We start from the raw sequence: 326 nt of genomic DNA, 5'->3' as shown, positions 1-326 counted from the left end.
GCACCGCGACCATTGATTTAACGGGATTGAGTTCAGATATTGATTTAAGGTTATTGAGCAGCTCTGGATCACGGTTGGATTCCTCCTCTTCGCATTCCTCATATTCGGGTGGAAGTTCCAGTGAATCTATATCCTATAATCTCACCTCAGGAGAGATCTATTACGTCAAGGTCGATCCTTATAAAAGTAATACATCAGATTATAATTTGAGTATCAATACAGTCGCTGCTGTTAATGATATAGTTAACGGTACCACTATCAGTGGTGGTGATGCGGGTAACTCTCGAACGGGAGCCACTGCGGTTTCACTGGACAGTAATGGAGAT

Annotated in this window: 1 protein-coding gene; it reads left to right on the top strand. The window is 42.6% G+C overall.

Going from position 1 to position 326, the window contains the following annotated elements:
- On the top strand, nt 1–326 hold a 326-nt coding region (locus JWG39_RS16305), incomplete at both ends, for a pre-peptidase C-terminal domain-containing protein (RefSeq protein ID WP_205220476.1).

It is taken from the genome of Desulforhopalus vacuolatus (assembly GCF_016918505.1).
GTDB classification, from domain to species: Bacteria; Desulfobacterota; Desulfobulbia; order Desulfobulbales; family Desulfocapsaceae; genus Desulforhopalus; species Desulforhopalus vacuolatus.
The sequence above is the reverse complement of the archived record's forward strand: the minus strand, read 5'-3'. Positions and strand labels throughout refer to the sequence as shown.